This is a genomic window from Peptoniphilus catoniae, assembly GCF_901447155.2.
In the GTDB taxonomy this organism is placed as follows: domain Bacteria; phylum Bacillota; class Clostridia; order Tissierellales; family Peptoniphilaceae; genus Peptoniphilus_E; species Peptoniphilus_E catoniae.
On record NZ_LR588415.1, the window covers coordinates 84,773 to 102,515 of the forward strand.

19 protein-coding genes, 1 tRNA gene and 1 other RNA gene are annotated in these 17,743 nt (G+C 36.0%); 17 read left to right on the forward strand and 4 right to left on the reverse strand.

The window, feature by feature from the left end; genetic code table 11:
- Positions 1-83 precede the first annotated feature (83 nt).
- From PEPCATONIAE_RS05080 to PEPCATONIAE_RS05110, 7 genes are all read left to right on the forward strand, one after another.
- A tRNA-Ser gene (locus PEPCATONIAE_RS05080) sits at positions 84-174 on the forward strand.
- Between the two features lie 3 nt (positions 175-177).
- Positions 178-442: signal recognition particle sRNA large type (gene ffs / locus PEPCATONIAE_RS05085), an RNA gene on the forward strand.
- Positions 443-1,244: 802 nt separating this feature from the next.
- Entirely contained in the window at positions 1,245-1,532 is a 288-nt protein-coding gene (locus PEPCATONIAE_RS05090; RefSeq protein ID WP_180339354.1) for a hypothetical protein, read from the forward strand.
- Positions 1,529-1,672 carry a FeoB-associated Cys-rich membrane protein gene (locus PEPCATONIAE_RS05095; protein WP_138159936.1) on the forward strand — a complete coding sequence of 48 codons (144 nt, stop codon included), beginning with the start codon at positions 1,529-1,531 and terminating at the stop codon, positions 1,670-1,672. The genes PEPCATONIAE_RS05090 and PEPCATONIAE_RS05095 overlap by 4 nt, the downstream gene beginning before the upstream one ends.
- A gap of 265 nt (positions 1,673-1,937) precedes the next feature.
- Positions 1,938-2,243, forward strand: coding sequence for a hypothetical protein (locus tag PEPCATONIAE_RS05100; RefSeq protein WP_138159938.1), 306 nt, complete (start codon positions 1,938-1,940; stop codon positions 2,241-2,243).
- Positions 2,244-2,252: 9 nt separating this feature from the next.
- Entirely contained in the window at positions 2,253-3,728 is a 1,476-nt protein-coding gene (gltX, locus tag PEPCATONIAE_RS05105; protein ID WP_138159940.1) for a glutamate--tRNA ligase, read from the forward strand.
- A 20-nt stretch (positions 3,729-3,748) separates the two neighbouring features.
- Positions 3,749-4,465, forward strand: coding sequence for a cysteine hydrolase family protein (locus PEPCATONIAE_RS05110; RefSeq protein WP_138159942.1), 717 nt, complete (start codon positions 3,749-3,751; stop codon positions 4,463-4,465).
- A gap of 91 nt (positions 4,466-4,556) precedes the next feature.
- Here the strand turns inward: PEPCATONIAE_RS05110 and PEPCATONIAE_RS05115 are convergent, their stop codons facing one another.
- A complete protein-coding gene (locus tag PEPCATONIAE_RS05115) occupies positions 4,557-5,132 on the reverse strand; it encodes a xanthine phosphoribosyltransferase (RefSeq protein ID WP_138159943.1) in 576 nt (191 codons plus the stop codon).
- Between the two features lie 82 nt (positions 5,133-5,214).
- Here PEPCATONIAE_RS05115 and PEPCATONIAE_RS05120 point away from each other — a divergent pair, with 82 nt between their 5' ends.
- From PEPCATONIAE_RS05120 to PEPCATONIAE_RS05165, 10 genes are all read left to right on the forward strand, one after another.
- Positions 5,215-5,724, forward strand: coding sequence for a nitroreductase family protein (locus tag PEPCATONIAE_RS05120; protein ID WP_138159945.1), 510 nt, complete (start codon positions 5,215-5,217; stop codon positions 5,722-5,724).
- A gap of 153 nt (positions 5,725-5,877) precedes the next feature.
- Positions 5,878-6,903 carry a sugar-binding transcriptional regulator gene (locus PEPCATONIAE_RS05125; protein WP_138159947.1) on the forward strand — a complete coding sequence of 342 codons (1,026 nt, stop codon included), beginning with the start codon at positions 5,878-5,880 and terminating at the stop codon, positions 6,901-6,903.
- Complete coding sequence (gene gap / locus PEPCATONIAE_RS05130; RefSeq protein ID WP_138159948.1) at positions 6,900-7,916, forward strand: type I glyceraldehyde-3-phosphate dehydrogenase; 1,017 nt, start codon at positions 6,900-6,902, stop codon at positions 7,914-7,916. The genes PEPCATONIAE_RS05125 and gap overlap by 4 nt, the downstream gene beginning before the upstream one ends.
- Before the next feature lie 72 nt (positions 7,917-7,988).
- Positions 7,989-9,179, forward strand: a complete 1,191-nt coding sequence (locus PEPCATONIAE_RS05135; protein WP_138159950.1) for a phosphoglycerate kinase — start codon at positions 7,989-7,991, stop codon at positions 9,177-9,179.
- Entirely contained in the window at positions 9,176-9,925 is a 750-nt protein-coding gene (gene tpiA, locus PEPCATONIAE_RS05140; protein WP_138159952.1) for a triose-phosphate isomerase, read from the forward strand. Before PEPCATONIAE_RS05135 ends, tpiA begins: the two co-directional genes overlap by 4 nt.
- A 1-nt stretch (position 9,926) precedes the next feature.
- Positions 9,927-11,450 (forward strand): 2,3-bisphosphoglycerate-independent phosphoglycerate mutase, encoded by a 1,524-nt coding sequence (gene gpmI / locus PEPCATONIAE_RS05145; protein WP_138159954.1) that lies wholly within the window; start codon positions 9,927-9,929, stop codon positions 11,448-11,450.
- A 3-nt stretch (positions 11,451-11,453) separates the two neighbouring features.
- The gene (eno, locus tag PEPCATONIAE_RS05150; RefSeq protein ID WP_138159956.1) at positions 11,454-12,737 is read left to right on the forward strand and encodes a phosphopyruvate hydratase; all 1,284 of its coding nucleotides are present in this window, start codon (positions 11,454-11,456) and stop codon (positions 12,735-12,737) included.
- A complete protein-coding gene (locus PEPCATONIAE_RS05155; RefSeq protein ID WP_138159958.1) occupies positions 12,734-13,120 on the forward strand; it encodes a SixA phosphatase family protein in 387 nt (128 codons plus the stop codon). Before eno ends, PEPCATONIAE_RS05155 begins: the two co-directional genes overlap by 4 nt.
- A 91-nt stretch (positions 13,121-13,211) precedes the next feature.
- Entirely contained in the window at positions 13,212-13,628 is a 417-nt protein-coding gene (locus PEPCATONIAE_RS05160) for a PaaI family thioesterase (protein WP_138159960.1), read from the forward strand.
- A 23-nt stretch (positions 13,629-13,651) separates the two neighbouring features.
- Positions 13,652-14,068, forward strand: a complete 417-nt coding sequence (locus PEPCATONIAE_RS05165) for a PaaI family thioesterase (RefSeq protein WP_138159962.1) — start codon at positions 13,652-13,654, stop codon at positions 14,066-14,068.
- Between the two features lie 70 nt (positions 14,069-14,138).
- Here the strand turns inward: PEPCATONIAE_RS05165 and PEPCATONIAE_RS05170 are convergent, their stop codons facing one another.
- Genes PEPCATONIAE_RS05170 through serC form a run of 3 tightly spaced genes read right to left on the reverse strand, consistent with a single transcriptional unit; the run spans position 14,139 to position 17,662 of the window.
- On the reverse strand, positions 14,139-15,371 hold the full coding sequence (locus PEPCATONIAE_RS05170) for a DUF1015 domain-containing protein (protein ID WP_138159964.1): 1,233 nt from the start codon (positions 15,369-15,371) through the stop codon (positions 14,139-14,141).
- Between the two features lie 8 nt (positions 15,372-15,379).
- A complete protein-coding gene (locus PEPCATONIAE_RS05175) occupies positions 15,380-16,561 on the reverse strand; it encodes a phosphoglycerate dehydrogenase (RefSeq protein ID WP_138159966.1) in 1,182 nt (393 codons plus the stop codon).
- Between the two features lie 9 nt (positions 16,562-16,570).
- Positions 16,571-17,662, reverse strand: a complete 1,092-nt coding sequence (gene serC / locus PEPCATONIAE_RS05180) for a 3-phosphoserine/phosphohydroxythreonine transaminase (protein WP_138159968.1) — start codon at positions 17,660-17,662, stop codon at positions 16,571-16,573.
- Positions 17,663-17,743 lie beyond the last annotated feature (81 nt).

Consider the following 17,743-nt stretch of genomic DNA (forward strand, 5'->3'; position numbering starts at 1 on the left):
TAAAATTCACCAACCTTGACAAAAAACCTTAAAGAGGTTAAAATGTTCTCCTAAGACTGTTAAGGTCTTATAATCAGAAATTTGGAGAGATGTCCGAGTTGGCTGAAGGGGCCCGCCTGGAAAGCGAGTATACGGATTACCGTATCGAGGGTTCGAATCCCTCTCTCTCCGCCATAGCCATGATAGACGGGGAATTAGCGATGCCTTGTAGCCTGCGATTCGCTATAGCAGGGTCGAATTCCCATAGGAGGGCGTAAACTGTGTAGCCTGCCCCAAGTGTGTGGCGTTGATGATAGGGTCCTGCGCAAAGTGGCCCTGCGAACCGTGTCAGGTCTTGACGGAAGCAGCACTAAGTAGGTGTCCGCTTGTGCCGCAGGAGTGCCTTATCTGAGTTAACTGCTTGGGTACCGTATGTTGTTTAAGTTCGAATATGGGTTCATGGTACATATTTAAGCACCGAAAGGTGCTTTTTTCATTTACTTACACCGGGATTAATTTATCCCGGCTTTTTTATTGAGTGCATTTCAAATTTTAATAAAATCACTTTTAAAATTAAAAGAATTGATTATTTTAAAAATAAAATATTTTAAAGATAGAAATAAAAAAACGGTTTTGTTTATCAAATAAAAAAATATTTAATAGGAAATTATAAAATTAAGCTACAAATTAAAAAAAGATTGATAAATTTTATCAATTACTCTTTAAATTTTAAAAAGATGTGGTATAATCATTATTAAATGAAAAGGGTTATCAATAAATGACAACTAAACCTTATACATAAAGACAAATAAAAATAGACTATGGAAGCCGGACAGGAAATTATTCTAAAAAGTAAGCAGAAAATAGGAATAGGCAGATAAAACAATAATATTATAAGTAGATATTTAAAAATATTTACTTAAAAGCTAAGTGCATATAAAAAACATTTAAAAGAAGCCTTATTCCAAAATCCAAGCTAAGCTATTTCAGAAAACAGAAGCTTGGAAACCCCCTAATAAAAAGTATGATTAACATATAAAAAACATTTTTTGATAACCCGCTCTTTTAGAATATAAGTTGATATGTGAGGATCTTTAAAATTATAGGAAGCTTATCTATAAATTAAGAGAGAAATACCTCACTTATAAAAATTCAACTTAAAAATATAATTATGAGTCCATAAATAACTCATATAGGTAGCTGATGATCCGGGTCTTATACCTGTAATTCAATCAAACTTCACTACAGCATCAATTTTGTCCTTTATGTTCTTTAATCAACTTACCATACCTTGCTTTGCAGCAACGGGTGCAATAAAAGAAGAAATGAATGACAAGAAGTGGTTTACCTTTGCCATAGTTTATCAAATAGTTTTCTCCTATACTATAGCCTTTATGATTTACCAGTTTGGCAGAGTTCTATTTGAAGGCGGAGCAGTAAACGGATGCACCTTTGGTGCTGTTGCAGTTCTTTTAGCTTACATTTATCTATTATTTAGACCAGAAATCAAGGGAAATGTAGAACAGCTAAGATCTGTAGAGGTGAGACAATGAACATTCAAACATTTATAGTATTGGCAGTAGTTGCTACAGTAGTTTTTTTCGCTGCAAGATACAGCCTAAAGAAAAAAACCTGCGGTTGTAATTGCAGAGGATGCAGTCAATCAAAATCCTGCCAAGTTAAAAAAGCTTAATAGATAATTTAAACATAAATTGGCACTTTTCGGTGCAAAACCCCATAAAAAAACCTTTTAAAAGAAGTCTAATCATAGGATTAGGCTTCTTTTAATTTATAAAGATTTAAGAAACCTTCAGTAGATATAATATTTATAAAAAAATTTATTATAGTAAAGATTTGTAGCCTTCTATTTTGTCTTATTTAACTTATATGAGTCTTATGAGGCTTGAAAGAAGGGGCTATAAAGTATAAAATTATTTTAGTAGATAAAGAGGTGTAGTATGATTATAGTTATAAGGATTTTGTTTGCCCTTGGTCTTGTAATTTTTTTAATTGATCTATTGGGACTTATAATGTATATTTTCGGATTTAAAAACACCTTAACAAGGCTTGCTTTTAGAGGACTGTCTCAAGATAAAATAAGAGCCTATAAGCCTTTACTTATTATAAAAATTATGGTTATGGCAATATTTCTTTCAGTAAGCCTTTACGCTTATATAAAGAAGATAAATATGCTTTGCCTTATTTTGCTGATAATGGATAATGTTTTTATAAGTTTTTATGAAAGAATAGTGAAGGAATTATAAGGAGGAAGTATGGAAGAAGTTAGAGTTAGATTTGCGCCTAGTCCTACGGGATTTTTGCATATAGGAGGACTTAGAACAGCACTTTATAATTATTTGTTTGCCAAGAAAAACGGTGGCAAGTTTATTTTAAGAATAGAGGACACTGACAGAACAAGATACGTTGAGGGGGCTATAGAAAATCTTATAAGATCCCTTGAATGGGCGGGGATTGATCATGATGAAGGCGTTTTTATAGAAAATGGTAAAATTGTTGAAAAAGGAGATGCAGGTCCCTACATTCAATCTAAAAGACTGGATATTTATAAAAAGTATGTAGACTATTTAATTGAAAACGGTAAGGCCTATTATTGCTTTTGCTCCAAGGAAAGACTTGACAGTTTAAGAGAGGAGCAAAGAATTAAGGGACAGGTACCTAAATACGACGGTTTTTGCCGAGGACTTTCTTTGGAAGAAGCAAAAAAGAGAATCGCCGATGGTGAAGACTATGTAGTAAGACTAAAGTTGCCTAGAAATGAAGATATAGAGTTTAACGATGCCGTAAGGGGAAGAGTTGTAATAAACAGTGACGAAATGGATGATCAGGTTTTAATGAAGTCTGACGGATTTCCTACATACCATTTGGCTGTAGTTGTTGATGATCACCTTATGGGAATCACCTATGTAGTAAGGGGAGAGGAATGGTTGCCTTCAACTCCAAAGCATGTTTACCTCTATCAAGCCTTCGGTTGGCAAGCTCCCACCTTTGTTCATCTGCCTACAGTTTTAAATAAAGACAGAAAAAAGCTTTCCAAGAGAAATGATGACGTGGCAGTTGAGGACTTTAGAGATAAGGGATATTTACCAGAGGGTTTAGTTAATTATCTTGCTCTTGTAGGCTGGTCACCAGAAGACGGGAAGGAAATTTTAAGCCTTGATGAAATGGTTGACAAGTTCTCCTTTGACAGAGTTGGAAAAAGCGGAGGAATTTTTGACAAAGAAAAGCTTGACTGGGTTAATTCTCATTATATTAAAAATTATCCCCTTGAAAAGATTGCCGAGCTCTCTATAAAGCCTATGGTTGAATCAGGCCTTATGACTGAAGAGGAAATAAGAGGAGATTGGGAAGGTTACCTTTATCTTGTAGGAACTGTAGTGGATAGCCTTAACAATGTTGGCGAAATAGCCGACAAGGTTTCCTTCTTATTTGGAGATTTAAAAATAGAGGAAGAAGATGCTCTTGCTGAAGTGAGATCTGAAAACATGCCTATATTAATAGATGCCTTTGAAAATGAACTAAATCAAATAGATGAAGTTGACGAAGACTTTGCTAAAAAAGTTATGAAAAAAATTCAAAAGGCTACGGGAATAAAGGGCAAGGGTCTTTATATGCCTGTAAGAGCTGCTATAAGCGGAAATGTTCATGGACCGGAGCTTAGCAACATTATTATGATTCTTGGCAAGGACAGACTTTTAGAAAGACTTAATGCCGCAAGGAGCTACAGATAAAATTTTTAAAGGAGAAGATTATGGACATAGATAAAAGGTTGGACGACTTTACTGAAGATCACTATTATAAACTTAAAGATCTTATGTATAGTGAAAAAATGGAGGTTAATCCTAAAAACACAGTTTTAGTTATTATAGATGCACAGAAGATCCACTATAGAGAGTTTATAGAAAAGTCCTATAGGGATATGGGCTATAACCTTGAGGAAATAAAAGATATAGTTGACAGACAGGTGGAACACGAAGGTGAAACCCTAAAGAAGATAGAAAAGATTTTAAATAAGTGCAGACAGGTGGGAATAAAACCAATTCACGTAAAAATAGAGTCTCTTTTACCGGGAGCTGAAGATACAGGCAGGCTACATGCATCAGCCGGAATGTACTATCCGCCGGGAAGTCTTGCAACTGAATTCTGTAAAGAGGCTGAGCCACTTAAGGGAGAAATAGTTTTAACTAAAACCTGTTCCGGTATTATGGTAGGCACCCCTATAGACAGAATTCTTAGGAATTTGTCTATAGAAAATGTTATAGTAACGGGATTTTATACAGATCAATGTGTTTCAACATCTGTAAGGGACTTAGCTGATGCTGGATATAATGTAACAGTGGTAGAGGATGGAGTAAATGCCATGTCCAAGAGAAGACATATTCATGCAATGGAACCTTTAAGGTACTTGTATGCCAATTGTGAAGATACAAAAAGTCTTTTAGAAAGACTTGATGCTATAAATAAATAAGTTCTGCAAAAAATAAGCGGTTTGCCTAGTGAAAGAATCAGAAGCAAATCGCTGTTTTTTATTGATGCTTATAAAGCTTTATTAAAGGCAACTAGGACCTAAAGATTATTTTACCTTCATCTATAGTGTCTACAATGGCAAGGGACAAAAGATCATAGCCTTTTTCTCTTAAACTGTCGCCGCCTTTTTGAAAGCCCTTTTCTACTGCTACTGATAAACCCTTAATTTCGGCACAGGCTTGATTAGATATATCAATAAGCCCTTCCATAGCAAGTCCTGTTGCTAAAAAGTCATCTATAATAAGGAGCCTATCCCCTTGTGAAAGATATTTTTTTGAAACAGTTACTGAATAGGTTTTATCATATGTATAGGATTTGACCTGTGATGAGAAAACATCCCCTTCAATATTTTTGGACTTGGATTTTTTGGCGAAGACCACAGGGATATTGTCCATATGATAAGCTGTTAAAATAGCCAGGGCTATACCTGAAGCTTCAATAGTCAAGATTTTATTAATCCCTCTGCCTGAAAAATACCTTGAAATTTCTTCGGCGAGTTTGTTTAAAAAGTCCGTTTCTAAACGATGATTTAAAAAGGAATCTACCTTAATTATATTATCTTCTAAAATTTTTCCGTCATTTAAAATTTTTTCTTCTAAGAGTTTCATTGCACACCTCATGACAATTATATCAAATAGGGTAGTATAATATATAGTAATAAGAAAATTATAAAGTAATAAGGAGGAAAAAATGTTTTACGAATTAGCTAAAAGGAGAAGATCCTACAGGAAGTTTTCCAATGAAGAGATAGATGAAGACAAGCTTAAGAAAATTTTGGCCTCAGGGCTTTTAGCACCTACAGGCGCCAACTCAAAGAAAATTGAATTTGTGGTTTTAAAAAATCAAAAGGATATAGAAGTAGCATCTGAACTAAAACCTATGGGATCCGCTTTTTTAAAGGAAGCCAAGGTTGCTATTATAGTTTGTTGCGACAAGTCCGCTCCTACTTACAGACAAGATGCTTCCATAGCGGCAGCTTATCTTCAACTTGCAGTAGAGGATGAAGGCTTGGGATCCTGCTGGGCAAATGTTATAGGGGCAAGATACAATGACACAAAGACTTCTGAGGACTACCTAAAGGATAAATTTTTCATACCTGAAAGCTTTCATATAGAGTGTGTTATAGGACTGGGAGGAAAGATTAAAGAGGCTGATGAAAAAGCTCCGGACTTTTCAAAAATTCACTATAACAGGTTCTAAAATTTCGCCTTTAAGCCCTGTGCTTAAGGGTGATTTTTATTGACAAAGGCAGGGACTATGGTATATTTATTATAGTATTTTGAAGAATTATTTTTTTCTAATTGGTGGGACAAAAGTTATATGAATGGGATGGATAGAAAATGAGGGATAGATATGAATGCTGAACTTATTAGCACTTTTGTACCTGAATTTAGGGACATTTTCATTAGAAGATATGAAATATTGGAGTTTTTAAATAGAGAGGGGATTGTTGGCAGAAGAACTCTTTCAAGTAAACTTAATATTCCTGAAAGAATTATTAGAGAAGAGATTGCAAAGCTGACAGAAATGGATTGTGTGTCAGTGGATTCATCAGGGATAACTATAAAAAAAGAAGGTAGGATAAATTTAAAAAGATTCTATGAAGTATATAGGGACCTAAACAATCTTACTGAACTGGGAAATAGAATAGCATCTATTTTGGGAATAGCTGAAACTATAGTTGTAAAGGGGGATTCATCAAGTGATGATTATGCCTTTATAAATTTAGGATCAGCCACAGCAAGACTTATTAATTTAAGCATTTGCGATGGAGATTATATGGGAATTACCGGAGGCAAAACTCTAAGAGCTATAGCCGATAGGTTAAGTGAAAATAAAAGGGATCTTGATCTTACTATTATTCCTGCCAGGGGATCTTTAGGTAAAGTTGCAGATTATCAATCCAACTCCATAGCTGCCACTATGGCAACAAAGCTTCATTGCAACTATAAGGTCTTGCCTGTTCCTGATGCTGTTTCTAAAGAAGCTTTAAATATGCTTCTTGAAAATGAAGAGGTTAGCGAAACCTACAATATGCTTAAGAATCTTGACCTTTTTATTTTCGGCATAGGTAGGGCTGATGAAATGCTTCAACGTAAGGGAATAGATGAAGCTACAAAAAAAGAAATTTTAGATAAGGGTGCCGTATCTGAAGTAATAGGCCACTATTTCGACATTAAGGGCAAAGAGATTTACGAGGCTAAAAGCATAGGTATATCCCTGAAGGATTTTTTGAAAATTCCCAGAGTTTTCGCTGTAGCCGGAGGGGCTGAAAAGGCTGAGGCTATAATATCCATTTCTAATTTGAGAAGTGACATGGTTTTAGTAATAGATGAAAGTGCGGCAAAGGAAATTATTAAATTAGGAGGTAAAAGATGACAGTTAAGGTAGCAATTAACGGTTTTGGAAGAATAGGAAGAGATGTTTTAAGAATATGGGCTCTAAGTGAGAACCCGGGTTTTGAAATAACTCATGTAACGGCAAGAAGATTAAGTGACACTATGAAGGATAGAATAAATCTTTTTAAGTATGACACTATATACAGAAAATTCCCGGGAGAAATTGAAGTTCTTGATGACGGTTTTAAAGTAAATGGTAAAAAGGTTACCTTTTTAGAAAGTAAAAAACCTGAGGAAATGAACTGGAAAGAATTAGGAGTAGATGTAGTAATAGAATCTTCAGGTGCTTTCAGATCCAAGGAACAATGTCAAGGACACCTTGATGCAGGGGCTAAGAAGGTTATTATTACAGCGCCCGGCAAAGGGGTCGACCACACTTTTGTAATTGGTGTTAATGATAAGGAATATGATCCTAAGAACCACAACATTATATCTTCAGCTTCCTGTACAACAAACTGTCTTGCGCCTTTAACTAAGGTAATTTTAGACAACTTCGGCATTAAAAGAGGGCTAATGACTACTATCCATGCCTATACCAACGACCAAAACATCCACGACTCAGTTCACAAGGATCCCAGACGTGCCAGAGCAGCAGCTGAAAATATAGTTCCTACAACTACCGGAGCAGCTAAGGCTGTATCTTTGGTAATCCCTGAAGTTGAAGGAATATTAACAGGTATGGCTGTAAGAGTTCCCGTAGCTACAGGATCTCTTGTAGATGTTACCTATGAAGTTGAAAAGGAAGTTACAGTTGAAGAAATTAATGCAGCTTTAAAGAAAGCCGCTGACAATGAATTAAAGGGAGTTCTTGAATATACTGAAGATCCTATTGTGTCTTCGGATATTATTCAAAACGAACATTCTTGTATTTTTGATGCTTCTTTAACTCTTATAAAAGATAAAATGGTTAAGTGTATAGCTTGGTATGATAATGAATGGGGTTATTCAGAAAGGGTTATAGACCTTACAAGCCTTGTAGCACAAAAACTTTAAAAATTGGCGAGAACCTTAGGGTTTTCGCTTATTTATTGCAAATTTAAAATAGTTTAGGATTATGGAGGAAGTATGAAAAAAACTTTAAAGGATTTTGATTTTAAAGATAAAAAAGTTTTGCTAAGATCAGACTTAAATGTTCCTATAAAGGACGGAAAGATAACTGATGACACCCGTATAGTAAAGAGCCTGCCTACTATGAATTATATTTTAGATCAAGGGGGATCTCTTATTGTTATAAGTCACTTAGGAAGACCAAAGGGCAGCTACAAAAAAGATCTTAGCCTTAAGCCTGTTGCCCATAGAATGTCAGAGCTTTTAAATAGAGAGGTTAAGTTCATAGAAGATAAGGATGTAATTAATGAAAGGGTAAAGGGTGAGCTTAAAAATTTAAGGCCCGGAGAAATAGCCCTACTTGAAAATACCAGATTTAGACCTGAAGAAACTGAAAATGAAAAATCCTTTGCTAAGGACCTAAGTGAAGAGGCGGATATTTATATAAATGATGCCTTCGGCACCAGCCACAGAGCCCATGCTTCAAATGTGGGAGTATCGGAATTTTTACCTTCAGCCATGGGGCTTTTAGTTGAAAAGGAAGTAAAGTATCTTTCAGACAGTATTGAAAATCCAAAAAGACCCTTTGTAGTAATCCTTGGAGGAGCAAAGGTTTCAGACAAAATAGGAGTAATTGAAAATCTTATTAACAAGGTAGATAAAATACTTATAGTAGGAGCCATGGCTTTTACCTTTATTAAGGCAGAGGGTTATGAAGTGGGAAAATCTCTTGTTGAGGAAGATAAACTTGATGTAGCCCTTAATCTTTTAAAAAAGGCTAAAGAAAAGGGAGTAAAATTGGTACTGCCTGTAGACGTTCTTGCTGTTTCTGAAATTAAAGAGGGACAAAAGGGACAGATGGAAGACATAAAACATATAGGTTCAGACTTAATAGGAGTGGATATAGGAGAAAAATCCATTGAAAATATTAAAAAAGAACTTGAGGGAGCAAAAATGGTAATTTGGAACGGACCTGCAGGAGTTTTTGAAATAGATGAGTTTGCAAGGGGAACCTTTGAAATAGCAAAGACCTTGGCAAGCTTAGACGGAGCTTTAACTATAATAGGTGGAGGAGATTCCGCTTCTGCAGCTGAAAAATCCGGATATGGAGACAAGATTTCCCATATATCAACAGGTGGAGGAGCCAGCCTTGAAATGATAGAGGGCAAGGAGCTTCCGGGAATAAAATGCATTGAGGAGAGAAAATGAGAAAAAAGATTATAGCGGGAAATTGGAAAATGAATATAAATCATCTTGAGGCTGAAAAGCTTTTAGAGGATTTAGTTAAATGTGATATTAAAGATAATCATGAGGTTATTGTATTTCCACCATTTACTTCTATTCCTGCAGCTCTTAAAGTCGCATTAAATAGTGAAATAAGAGTAGGGGCACAAAATATATCCCAATATGAAAATGGAGCCTATACAGGAGAAATATCCTCAGATATGCTTTTGACTTTAGGTGTAAAGGATGTAATAGTAGGCCACTCTGAAAGAAGAGAAATCTTTAAGGAAGATAATGAAATTGTAAGAGATAAGGCGAAGAAGGCTTTAGAGGATGGATTCCATGTAATTTTATGTCTTGGGGAAAATCAAGAAATAAGAGATAGAAGTAAAGAAGAGGATTTTGTTAAGAATCAGCTTATAAATTCCTTAAAAAATATAGACATTAGGGGCAAAAATATTATCCTTGCCTATGAACCTATTTGGGCTATAGGAACAGGCAAAACCTGTAGTGGGGAAGATGCTGAAAAAATGTGCTTCTTTATTAGAAAAACTATTAAAGAGCTTTACGGTGAAGATGAAGCATCCTTAATTAGAATTCTTTATGGAGGATCCGTTAAAGCTGAAAATATTTCAGACCTTATGGCAAGAGATAACATAGATGGAGTTTTAGTAGGAGGAGCTTCTCTTAAAAGCGAAAGCTTCAAAAAACTTATAAATTACGAGGTATAATATGAAACCGGTAATGTTAATAATATTAGACGGATTCGGCTTAGGCAAAGACTATGAAGGCAATGCCGTTAAGCTGGCAAAAAAAGAAACTATAGATAGACTTTACAAAACCTGTCCCTATTCACAACTTTTAACATCTGGAGAGGCTGTGGGGCTTCCTGAGGGACAAATGGGAAATTCCGAGGTAGGTCACTTAAATATAGGTTCAGGTAGAGTTGTTTACCAAGATTTAAGTAGAATATCAAACTCTATAAAAAATGGAAGTTTTTTTGAAAATAAAGTTTTAAAGGACACTATGAAAAACGCCCTGGATAAAAAGTCAGCTCTACATCTAATGGGCCTTCTATCAAAGGGCGGAGTTCACTCTCACATGGATCATCTTGTAGCCTTAGTTAAAATGGCAAAAAAGGAAGGACTTAAGGATGTATATATCCATGGAATTCTTGACGGAAGGGACGTGGCCCCTGACAGCGGTCTTAATGATATAAAGGAGTTTGAAGAAAAATTAGCTGACATAGGCATTGGAAAAATTGTTACTCTTTCAGGAAGATATTATGCCATGGACAGGGACAAACGCTGGGATAGGACAAAACTCTATTATGACGATGTTACTGAATCAAAAGGAGAGTCCTATGAAAGTGCCGAGGATCTTATTATAGCAAACTATGAAAGAAAAATTTTTGATGAGTTTGTAGTTCCCGGATATATAAAAGAAGATGGTAAGGAACCTGTAAGAATTAAGGAAGATGACAGTCTTATTTTCTTTAACTTCAGACCCGACAGAGCAAGACAAATAGTAAGGGCCTTTCAGGATGAAAACTTTGAAGGCTTTAAAAGAGATAGGATTAGGGTCTATATGACTACCCTAACAGAATATGATACTACCATTCCCCATACTCACATAGCATTTGAAGAGATAAGACCTGAGAAAACTCTTGGAGAAATTCTTGCAAGGGAGGGCAAAAGACAACTTAGAATAGCGGAAACAGAGAAATATGCCCATGTAACCTTTTTCTTTAACGGAGGCAGGGAAACTCCTTATAAGGGAGAGGATAGAGTTCTTGTTCCATCACCTAAGGTTGCAACTTATGATCTTAAACCTGAAATGAGCGCCTATGAGGTAACTGATGAGCTTATAAAAAAACTTGATGAAAGGGTTTACGATTGTATAATCCTAAACTTTGCCAATACTGATATGGTGGGACACACAGGTTCTCTTGAGGCGGCTGTAAAGGCAGTCGAAGCTGTAGATAAATGCCTTAATAGAATTTTAAATAAGCTTGATCAAGTAGGTGGGGGAGCTATAATTACGGCAGACCATGGTAATTGCGAAGAGATGATAGCAGAAGACGGAAGTCCTGTAACAAGTCATACCACCAACCCTGTTCCGGTATTTTTATACGGAGGGAAAGGTTATAAAATTTCCCAAGGTGCCCTATGTGATATAGCACCTACTATTTTAGAATTGTTGGCTATAGAAAAGCCTGTAGAAATGACGGGCAAATCATTGTTAATAAAGGAGTAGAAAATGAGTTATATAGTTGATGTTTATGGTAGAGAAGTTTTAGACTCAAGGGGCAACCCTACAGTTGAAGTTGAGGTTACAACTGAGCTTGGAGGCTTCGGCAGAGCAATTGTACCAAGTGGAGCATCTACAGGAGCCTATGAAGCTGTTGAATTAAGAGACGGTGAAGACAGATACCTTGGTAAGGGAGTTAAAAAGGCAGTAGATAATGTAAATGAAGTTGCAGAGGAGCTTGAGTATTCTTTTGATGCTTTAGATCAAGTAGGTATAGACAAGTTTTTAATTAATCTTGACGGAAGTGAAAACAAATCAAAGCTTGGAGCAAATGCAATTTTGGGAATATCTCTTGCAGTTGCAAAGGCTGCCGCTGATGAACTTGGTCTTCCTCTTTACCAATATATAGGTGGAGTTAATGCCAAGACCCTGCCAGTACCTATGATGAATATTTTAAATGGTGGAGAGCATGCCGATAATAATGTGGATATTCAGGAATTTATGATTCTACCCCTTGGAGCAAAAACCTTTGCTCAAGCTATGGAAATGGGGGCAAGGGTCTACCATAACCTAAAAAAGGTTCTAAATGAAATGGGCCTTGCTACAGGAGTGGGAGATGAGGGAGGCTTTGCTCCAAATCTTAAAAGTAACAGTCAAGCCCTTGATGTAATAGTAAAAGCTATAGAAAAATCAGACCTTGTTCCTGGTAAAGATATAGGTCTTGCTTTAGATGTGGCAGCTTCAGAATTCTATGAAGACGGTATTTACTTTATGAAGGGTGAAAACAGAAAATTCAACTCCAAGGAGCTTACAGAATACTATAAAGAGCTTTGCGAAAAGTATCCAATTTGCTCTATAGAAGACGGACTTAATGAAGACGATTGGGAAGGTTGGAAACATTTAAATGAAGAGCTTGGAGATAAGGTACAACTTGTAGGAGATGACCTTTTTGTAACTAATACTAAAAGATTAGAAAGAGGTATAGAGGAAAAAAGCGCCAACTCCATTCTTATTAAACTTAATCAAATAGGAACTCTTACAGAAACCTTAGATGCTATAAATATGGCAAGGTCCAACAACATGACCGCTCTTATTTCTCACAGGTCAGGGGAAACGGAAGATGCAACTATTGCAGATCTTGCAGTGGCAACTAACGCAGGCTTTATAAAAACAGGAGCACCGGCAAGATCTGAACGTGTAGCAAAGTATAACCAACTTTTGAGAATAGAAGATGAGCTTGGAGCTGCTTCAAACTATCTAGGCTGGAAAAGCTTTTATAATTTGAAAAAATGATTTATTTAATTAGACATGGCAAGGCTCAGTCCTATGCCGATTCTGATTTTAACAGAAGACTTACTCCTGAAGGCAAGGCTGAGCTGGAGGAAAATTTTAAAAACTTTAAAGAAAGCTTTAAGTCTGAAAATTTTAAAGTATACTCTTCACCTTATTTAAGGGCTGTGGAAACTGCAGAAATATTTGCAAGGATATTTAACTGCGACTTTGACATTTTAAATGACCTTGCTATGAATAAGGACTATGATAAGGTAGTTAATGCTTTAGATGATAAAGAGGACTATATTCTTATAGGACATGAGCCTTATATTTCAGATGCAATTTATAAGCTTACAGGCAGTATGCTTAAGGTTAAAAAGGGATCCATTCACAGAGTAAGATAGAAAATTTAAGGAATAAAGGATTTAGATAATGTTAAGGTCATGGTATTTAATCTTTTCTTAAAGTCTTATAAAAATATAATTGAGGTAAACAATGGATAAGTACGATAAATATATAAAAGCAAGAAATGAACAAAACCTTTATGCAATTCATTTAGGTATAATAACCACTAAAATGGAAGAAGGCTATGCTAAGGGAGAGATAAGTCTTAAAAAAGAATACTTTAATCCTATGGGTAGCGTTCACGGTGGTTTAATATTTTCTTTAGCCGATACAATAGCAGGCTCAGCCTCAGTATCCTATGGAAGTAAAACCGCCACCTTATCAAGTAACATGAATTTTGTTTCAGCAGCCTTTAACACTGAAAAAATAGTTGCCGATGCAAAAGTGGTAAAAAGAGGCAAAAAGGTAATAGTAGTAGAAGTAACTGTAAGTGACGATAAAAACAAAGCTGTAGCCCTAGGTACCTTTACCTTTTTTAATCTTGAAAAACCTTTCCTTGAAGAATAAGAAATAAAGTATTGAGGTAGACAATGGGTAAGTATGATAAATATATAAGGGCACAAAATGAAGACAGTCGCTATGCAATTCACCTTGGAATAAAGACTACGGAAATAAGAGAAGGCTATGGGAAGGTAGAAGTGGATTTAGTTGAAGATCACTTTAATCCTGTAGGCAGCGTTCACGGAGGTTTAATATTTTCTCTGGCGGATATTGCTGCAGGTTCAGCTTCAGTATCCTATGGTACAGGTACTGCAACTGTGGCAAGTAACTTGAATTTTGTTTCAGCAGCGGTTAATAGTCATAGGATTATTGCAGAGGCAAAGGTTATAAAAAGAGGAAAGAAAATATTAGTAATAGATGTGAAGGTTTATGATGATAAGGAAAAGCTTTTAGCAACGGGAACCTTTACCTACTATAACTTAGGTGAACCCTTCGGCAAGGAATAAATTTTAAAATTAGTTACAAGAGAAAAGAGTTTAATAAATCGGAAGGCCCGGTCTATTAAACTCTTTTTTTTTATTTCAGCTCATGTATAAACAAACCTGATCTGGGCTTAGGCTCAAACCAAGTTGACTTGGGAGGCATTACAAAATTAAGATCTGCAATTCCCATTACTTCTTCAAGAGAGGTGGGGTAAAGTGAAAAGGCAACCTTCATGTCTGATTTAACTCTCTTTTCCAATTCCTCCATTCCTCTTATTCCACCGATAAAGTCTATTCTGTTGTCGGTTCTGGGATCTCTTATACCAAGATAAGGAGAAAGAATCTTATTCTGTAAAATTGAAACATCAAGCTTTGCAATTGGGTCCTTTATTTCCTCACCCCTGTAGGTAAGCTTGTACCAATCTCCATTAAGATACATCCCGAACTGTCCCTTTGACTGAGGTTTATAAGCTTTATTGACCTTTAAGATGTCAAAATCCTTTGATAGCTTCTTAAGAAGCTCTTTAGGACTGTTATTGTTTAAATCTTTAACTACTCTGTTATAGTCGTAGATTTTAACGCTGTCTGAGTCAAAAAGAATTGACATAAAGTAGTTAAATTCTTCATTGCCCCCGTAATTTGGAAACTCTTTTCTTCTAGCTTGTGCAACCTTTACGGCAGAGGCACTTCTATGATGGCCATCTGCAATATAAAGATTTTCCACTTTTTTAAAAGCTTCTATGAGCTTCTCTATTGTGCTTTTATCCTTTATTAGCCAAAGGCTGTGTCTTACTCCGTCAGGACTTATAAAATCCACATAGGGGTCACTTTTCTTTACATTTTCAATAATGTTTTTTATATCGGCTTTTGTTCTATAGGTTAGGAAAATCAGACCGGTATTGGCGTCAAGCTTATCTATATGGTCCGTTCTGTCCTCTTCCTTATCGGATCTTGTATACTCGTGTTTTTTAATAGTATCATTTAAGTACTCATCTACTGAGGTCGTACAAACAAGTCCTGTCTGACTATGGTCTGAGCTTTCAAGTCTGTATAGATAGAAGCAGTCCTCTTTATCTTTTACAAAGTAACCTTGATTAACCATTTCTTTAAAATTATTAAGAGCTTTAAGGTTAATATCTTTTTTATTAATTTGACTGTTTTCTTCAAGGCTTGCCAAAGGAAGATCAACCTTAAGAAAGCTTAAATTTTCTCTTTTTATTTCTTCTTTTGCTTCTTCAACTGAATATACATCATAGGGTAGGGCTGCAATGCGGCTTGCTGAACTATTAACGGGCCTTATAGCCTTAAAGGGTTTTATTGTTGCCATAACTCCTCCTATTTAATTAATCTTACTCTTACTACTCCTTCTATATTCCACAACTGATCTCTTAGGGCTTCATCCACCTCTGAATCAATGTCTATCATAGTATAGGCCCACTTATCCCTGTGCCTGTTTAGAAGATTGGCTATATTAATATTTCGGTTTGCTAAAACTGCAGTAATTTGACCGATCATGTTAGGTATATTTCTATGGTTTACTGTAATTCTATGGACGCTTGAGCAAACTCCCATATCACAATCGGGAAAGTTCACTGAGTTTTTAATATTGCCGTTGTTCATATAGTCGACCATTTGATTTACTATCATTTTTGCGGAGTTTTCTTCACTTTCAGGTGTTGATGCTCCTAGGTGGGGGATATTAATCGTATTTTTAAGCTTTAAAGTTTCAGCATTGGGAAAGTCCACTACATACTTTGATACAAGACCTGTATCCAGAGCTTTCTTTAGGGCTTCAATATCCACTAATCCGCCTCTTGCTATATTAATAAGTCTTAGTCCTTTTTTAGCATTTTCAAGAAGCTCTGCACTTACATATCCCCTTGTAGCATCTGAAAGAGGTATATGAATGGAGATGTAATCGCATATTTTAAAAAGCTCTTTGGGATCCTCCAGGTATTTTACCTTTGAGTCCAGAGTCAGTGCATTTTGAATTGATATAAAGGGATCAACTCCGTAAACCTTCATTCCCATGGCAAGTCCCATGGAAGCGACGAGTTTTCCTGTGGCACCTAGGCCTATTACTCCAAGGTTCTTTCCGTAGATTTCAGGACCTGCAAAGTTTTTCTTATAGGCTTCAACTTCTTTCTCGGCGTCAGAATCGTCTTTTAAGGTCTTAGCCCACTCAATGCCTCCGATAATATCCCTTGAAGACATAAGCAGGGCTGAAGCCACCAGCTCCTTAACTGCATTTGCATTGGCTCCCGGAGCCTTTGCAACTACTATGCCCAGTTCTGAGCAGCGCTCCACAGGTATATTATTTACTCCGGCACCTGCTCTACCTATATAACGAATGTTTTTTGAAAAATTGTAGTGGTGCATATCGGCACTTCTTACTAAAATTGCATCTTCCTCATCTATATCGGGACCGAATGTGAAGTTATCCGGGATAAGGGCCAAGCCTTTAGCTGATATATTGTTAATAGTTTTTATTTTATAATTTTTAATGGCTTTATTCATATTTTCTCCTTAAATGTTATTTATTTCAAAATCCTTCATGTAATCTATAAGGGCATTTACTCCTTCTAAAGGCATGGCATTATAAACACTTGCCCTCATACCTCCTACAGATCGATGACCTTTAAGGTTAATAAGACCCTTTTCTTTTGCTCCCTTAACAAAGGATTCGTCTAAATTTTTATCCCCTGTTACAAATACTACATTCATAAGGGATCTGTCCTCTTCTTTAATTTCATTTTTAAAGAGCCTGCTGTTATCTATAAAGTCATAGAGAAGCTTGGATTTTTCTCTGTTAATTTTTTCGATTTCCTTAACTCCTCCAAGGTTTTTAAGCCACTTGGCAACAAGACCGCAGATATAAATGCTGTAGCAGGGAGGAGTGTTATAAAGAGAATCCTTTTCTATGTGAGTTCTGTAGTCAAACATAGTCGGCAGACTTCCCTTTTCCTTATTAAATATATCTTTTCTAACAACAACAAGGGTAAGACCGCTGGGGCCGAGATTTTTTTGTGCCCCTGCAAAGGCAAGGTCAAACCTATTCATGTCATAGTCCTCTGACAGGATATTTGATGACATATCTCCTACAAGTAGAGCTGGTATTTTAATGGAATTAATAAGGCTAGGAGAAATTCTTGTTCCATAAATAGTGTTGTTGGTACATAGGTAAAGATACTTTGTCTTGGGATCTATTTCATCCACTTTAATGTCGGGAATATAGTTAAAGCTTTTATCCTCTGAGCTAGCAAGGATGCTTATATCTCCAAAAAGTAAAGCCTCTTTATAAGCTTTTTTTGCCCAGGAACCTGTTATTACATAGGCCGCTTTATCCTTAGGGTCAAGTAGGTTCATAGGAACCATGGAGAATTGCGATGAAGCGCCACCTTGTAAAAATAATATTTCGTGATTTTCATCCACTTTTAAAAGTTCTTTTAATAAAGTTTTTGTTTCCTGATGGATTTCACTATACTCAGGGCTTCTATGGCTCATTTCCATAACCGACATACCGCAGCCCTTGTAGCTTAACATATCTTTTTTAGCTTCCTCTAAGACTTCTATGGGTAACATTGCCGGACCTGCTGAGAAATTATAAATTCGTTTCATCGTTTCCTCCTTATTTTTATTATTATCATTAGGCACTGTGATGAAGTGATAAATGATAATTGGACTTATTATACTCTCAAT